Source organism: Corallococcus sp. 4LFB (genome assembly GCF_046520365.1).
Lineage (GTDB): Bacteria > Myxococcota > Myxococcia > Myxococcales > Myxococcaceae > Corallococcus > Corallococcus caeni.
This window is the reverse complement of the sequence record NZ_JBKGHJ010000571.1, coordinates 1-4783: the sequence shown is the minus strand read 5'-3', so window position 1 is coordinate 4783 and position 4783 is coordinate 1. Positions and strand designations below refer to the sequence as shown.

General features: G+C 70.8%; 5 protein-coding genes. 3 read left to right on the top strand and 2 right to left on the bottom strand.

The window, feature by feature from the left end; genetic code table 11:
• Together ACLEQD_RS37070 and ACLEQD_RS37065 are read left to right on the top strand one after the other, a co-directional pair.
• On the top strand, positions 1-688 hold a 688-nt coding region (locus ACLEQD_RS37070; RefSeq protein ID WP_410390609.1), incomplete at its 5' end, for a hypothetical protein.
• A 34-nt stretch (positions 689-722) separates the two neighbouring features.
• The gene (locus ACLEQD_RS37065) at positions 723-1730 is read left to right on the top strand and encodes an NAD(P)H-dependent glycerol-3-phosphate dehydrogenase (RefSeq protein WP_410390608.1); all 1008 of its coding nucleotides are present in this window, start codon (positions 723-725) and stop codon (positions 1728-1730) included.
• 12 nt (positions 1731-1742) lie between these two features.
• On the opposite strand, the gene ACLEQD_RS37060 is transcribed toward ACLEQD_RS37065, so the two are convergent.
• Positions 1743-2204 carry a hypothetical protein gene (locus ACLEQD_RS37060; protein WP_410390607.1) on the bottom strand — a complete coding sequence of 154 codons (462 nt, stop codon included), beginning with the start codon at positions 2202-2204 and terminating at the stop codon, positions 1743-1745.
• 50 nt (positions 2205-2254) lie between these two features.
• Complete coding sequence (gene hflX / locus ACLEQD_RS37055) at positions 2255-3910, bottom strand: GTPase HflX (protein WP_410390606.1); 1656 nt, start codon at positions 3908-3910, stop codon at positions 2255-2257.
• Positions 3911-4079: 169 nt separating this feature from the next.
• Between hflX and proB the strand changes: the two genes are divergently transcribed.
• Positions 4080-4783 (top strand): glutamate 5-kinase (gene proB, locus ACLEQD_RS37050; protein ID WP_410390605.1); only part of this gene is annotated, 704 nt, incomplete at its 3' end.

The following is a 4783-nucleotide window of genomic DNA, read 5'->3' as shown; positions in this document are numbered from 1 at the left end:
CCCACCACCACCGCCCGCCGAGCCCCCGCCCACGCGGCGCCGCGTCAACCCGCCCCGTCCCCCGAGCCCACCGCAGGCCCCCAACCGCTACGGGCTCTACGGCGGGCGGTCGCTGGGCTCCGGGCACGTGGGCGTGGGCATGGAGCTGGGCTTTCCCATCGTGTCCGCGCGCGCCGTGTACGGCGTCCTGGAGCCCCTGGACCTGGGGCTGGGCGTGGACACCGTCTACGGCCTGATGACGGAGCTGCGCGCCAGCGCCCGCCTCACCCTCATGGACAGCCAGAACGTGAGCCTGGCCCTCGTGGTGGACGGGGGCCGCGCGTTCTTCCTGCGTCCCCCGGACACGGAGGACCGGGGCGCGCGCTACCTGAGCGGCCGGCGCGACTGGAACGTGGCCCCGGGGCTGGTGGCGTCCTTCCAGGGCGAGAGCCCGCGCTCGTGGCGGCCGTACCTGGACGTCCGCGCCCTCTTCGCCTTCGACCTGGACCCCATCCAGCGCGACCCGCTGGCCGGCGTGCCGCCCGCGTGGACGCTGGACGCCTCCGTCCTCGTCCGGTTGGGCGCCGAGTTTCCCGTCGGTGAGAAGACGTCCTACGCTGTCTCCTTCGGCGGGGACTTCCGCGGCCGCTCCACGGACGCGGAGTTCATGCCCACGCTGTCCGTGGGCGTGGTGTCCGCGCTGTTCTGAAAAACCCTCCCCCCTCTCGACCCGAGGTCATCTCATGCGCGGCAGTGTCATCGGTGCAGGCTCCTTCGGAACGGCGCTCGCCAACGTGCTCGCGGTGAATTGCGACGAAGTCCGCCTGTGGGGCCGCGAACCCTCCACCGTGGAGGCCATCAACACCCGCCACGAGAACGACACCTACTTGAAGGGCATCCCCCTCTCCGAGCGCGTGCGCGCGACCACGGACCTGGAGGAGGCGCTGGCGGGCTCGGAGATGGTGGTGCTCGCCACGCCCAGCCACGCCACGCGCGAGGTGCTCGCGCGCGCGAAGGCCTTCCTGCCGAAGAGCGTGCCCCTGGTCACGGTGTCCAAGGGCATCGAGAACGGCACGCTGCTCACCATGACGGAGCTCTTGGAGGACTGTCTGCCGGAGGAGTTCCACCCGTACGTCGCGGTGCTCTCCGGCCCCAGCTTCGCCAAGGAGCTGGCGCGGCGCATGCCCACGGTGGTGACCATCGCGTCGCACTGGGACAAGGTGGCCCAGCGCTGTCAGAAGGCGCTGCAGACGGACACCTTCCGCTCGTACACGTCCACGGACGTGGTGGGCGTGCAGTACGGCGGCGCGCTGAAGAACGTCATCGCCATCGCCGCGGGCATGGCGGACGGCCTGGGCATGGGCCACAACGCGCGGGCCGCCATCATCACGCGCGGCCTGGCGGAGATCACGAGGCTCGCGGTGCGGAAGGGCGCCAACCCGCTGACGCTGTCCGGCCTGTCCGGCATGGGCGACCTGGTGCTCACCTGCACGGGCGAGCTCAGCCGCAACCGCCACGTGGGCATGGAGCTGGGCAAGGGCCGCACGCTGCCGGACATCCTCGCGGAGATGAAGGAGGTCGCCGAGGGCGTGAAGACGGCGAAGAGCGCGCGCGACCTGTCCATCAAGACGGGCGTGGAGCTGCCCATCTGCGAGCAGGTCTACCTCATCGCCTACGAGGGCAAGAACGCCAAGATGGCGGTGGTGGACCTGATGACGCGCCAGCCGAAGTCGGAGCTGTCCGGCGTCTGAGGCGACGGAGCGCTAGTAGCGGCGCGGCCTGGCTTCCGGGCCCGCGCCGCGCACGCGCCACACGGTGAGCCGCTCGGAGTTGGTGTGGCTCAGCACGAGCCCCTCCGTCTGCATCTCCTCCAGCAGGCGGTTCGTCTTCAGGCGGTCCAGCCCGATGGTGCGGCCCAGCAGGTCGCCGGGCATGCCGCTGATGTTGCTGCGCAGCTCGTTGATGATGGCGCGCTTGAACTCGTTCTTCTGCAGGCCGTCCATGTCCTGCGTCCGCCACGCGGACAGGATGCCCCAGCCGATGAGCAGCAGCGTCACCACGGCGATGACCGGGTAGACGATGTGGCTGTTCTTCTCGAGCCACTCGATGTAGCCGGTGGTGATGGACGAGACGGGCCGGTCGTAGTCCGGCCCGGAGTCACTTCCGGGCAGACCTTCGATTTGGGCCGTCAACAACGGGATGAGCAGTTTCAGCGCGGGAGCCAAGGCCCCCCGACTCTACGGGGAGGGCCCCCGCGCCGACAACCCGCCCACCGTCACACCACGCCGATGGACTCGGACGCACCCTCGGCGAACAGGGTGGTGTCCGCCTTGGCCAGCAGCGTCGCCAGCCCTTCGCGCTTCACCGCGCTGATGGCCACGCCGCCCCGGGACCGCAGGAGCGTCTCCACCTCGTCCGCGGGCAGCTGGTCCGCCTTGTTCCACACCATCAGGCGCGGCTTCTCCATCAGGCCCAGCGACTGGAGGATCTTCTCCACCGCCTCCACCTGGTCGTCGCGGGCCGGGTCGCTCGCGTCCACCACGTGCAGCAGCAGGCTTGCGTCGTACAGCTCCTCCAGCGTGGCGCGGAAGGCCGCCACCAGGTCCTTGGGCAGGTCCCGGATGAAGCCCACCGTGTCGGTGATGATGACCTCGCGCTCCTGCGGGAAGCGCAGGCGGCGGCTGGTGGGGTCCAGCGTGGCGAACAGCTTGTCCTCCGCCAGCACCTCCGCGTTGGTGATGGCGTTGAGCAGCGTGGACTTGCCCGCGTTGGTGTAGCCCACGATGGAGATGACCGGCACCTCGCGCCGGTTGCGCTGCGCCCGGCGGACGCTGCGCTCGCGGCTGATGACGTCGATGCGGCGCTCCAGGTGGGTGATGCGCTCGCGCACGCGGCGGCGATCGATTTCGAGCTTCGTCTCACCGGGACCGCGGCCGCCCACGCCACCGCCCATGAGGCGGCTGAGCGAGTCATCCCCCTGCACCAGCCGGGGCAGCCGGTACTTCAGCTGCGCCAGCTCCACCTGCAGCTTGCCCTCCGCCGTCTGCGCGCGCTGGGCGAAGATGTCCAGGATGAGCTGCGTGCGGTCCAGAATCTTCAGGCTCGTCGCGTCGCCGATGTGACGGCCCTGCGACGGGGTGAGGTCCTTGTCGAAGACGAGCAGGTCCACCATGGACTGCATGGAGCGCAGGTTCAGGTCCTCCAGCTTGCCCCGGCCGATGAGGTAGCGCGGATCCGCCTCGCGCTTCATCTGGAGCACGCTGTCCACCACCTCCACGCCCGCGGTGCGCGCCAGCTCCTTCAGCTCCGCGAGGCTGGACTCCGCCCGCGCGCGGTTGCCGTCCAGGCACACCGCCACCAGGATGGCGCGCTCGCGGCCGGACACGGTGCGCGCGGCCGCCTTGCGGTTGAGCTCCTCCTCCAGCGCGTCCAGCGTGGCCAGCAGGTCCGGCTGGTCGCCGTGCACGGAGGGCAGGGTGGACACGTGCCAGAACTCCCCCGAGCCGTTCTCCGGCACCAGGTAGGCCCAGTGCAGCACGCCGGGCAGACCGTCGTTGCCCACGCCCACGGCCGCCACGCAGTCCAGGCGCAGCAGCGCCAGGTCCGTGAGGTCGTCCTTCGTCAGGGGCTCGCTCTTCAAGTGCGTGTGCACTAGCCGCAGGCCACGCAGACGGATCTGTCCGGCGCGCGCGCGGCCGATGTCCGGCAGCTCCAGCTTGTGCGCGTTGCCCACGACGACGTGCTCGATGTCGCCCTTGCGGTTGATGAGGACGCCCACCTGACGGTTGAGCTCGTGCGACAGCTCGGTGAGGTGGCGGGCAAGCTCCGCGGACACGATTTCGCGCGGATCCACGCGGCGGCGGAACGTGTTGCGCAGCCGCTGCTGCTCGCTCGACTTCAGGCCCAGGGTGTTGCCGTAGATTTCCTTCAAACCGTTTCTCCTGGCGCGGCCATCGAAGGGCCCGCGCTCCATTCAAGGCATTGGATGGACCGGGGGCGTCCGCGTTTCATGACAACGGCCCCTGTTTTCCGCCTGCCGCGAAGCCTGGTGAACAACCGGCCACGCGCGTCATTTCCCGTTCCAGCCTACGCTGCCCGCCGTGACTGATTCCGCACGCAACGCCCTGCGCGAGGCCCGCCGCGTGGTGGTGAAGATTGGGACCAACGCGCTGACGAGCGCCACCGGCCGCTTCAACCGCGCCCACTTCGACGCGCTGGGGCAGGACCTGCTGTGGGCCGCGGGGGGCCGGGAGCTGGTGGTGGTGTCCAGCGGCGCCATCGCGCTGGGCATGGAGCGGCTGGGGCTGCCCGCGCGCCCCCGGGACATCCCGGGCAAGCAGGCGTGCGCGGCGGTGGGGCAGAGCCGCCTGATGCAGGCCTACGAGGAGGCCTTCAGCCACGCGGAGCGGACGGTGGCCCAGGTGCTGCTCACCCACGAGGACGTGCAGGAGCGCCGGCGCTACCTCAACGTGAAGCACGCCCTGGACCGGCTGCTGGCCGCGGGCGTGGTGCCGGTCATCAACGAGAACGACACCGTGTCGGTGGACGAGCTGAAGTTCGGCGACAACGACACGCTGGCCAGCCTGGTGGCCGGCGTGGTGGAGGCCGACGCGCTGGTCCTCCTGTCCGACGTGGAGGGCCTCTACACCGCCGACCCGCGCAAGGACGCCGACGCCCGCCTCATGCCCGCCGTGCCGCGCGTCACCTCGGACGTGCTGGCCCTGGCCGGCGACGCCACCAGCGCGGTGGGCACGGGCGGCATGGCGTCCAAGGTGAGCGCCGCCGCTCGCGCCGCGGAGCTGGG

What these genes read in the sequence shown, in the direction of transcription:
- ACLEQD_RS37065 (WP_410390608.1), top strand. Translation starts at nt 723, where the DNA reads ATGCGCGGCAGTGTCATCGGTGCAGGCTCCTTCGGAACGGCGCTCGCC.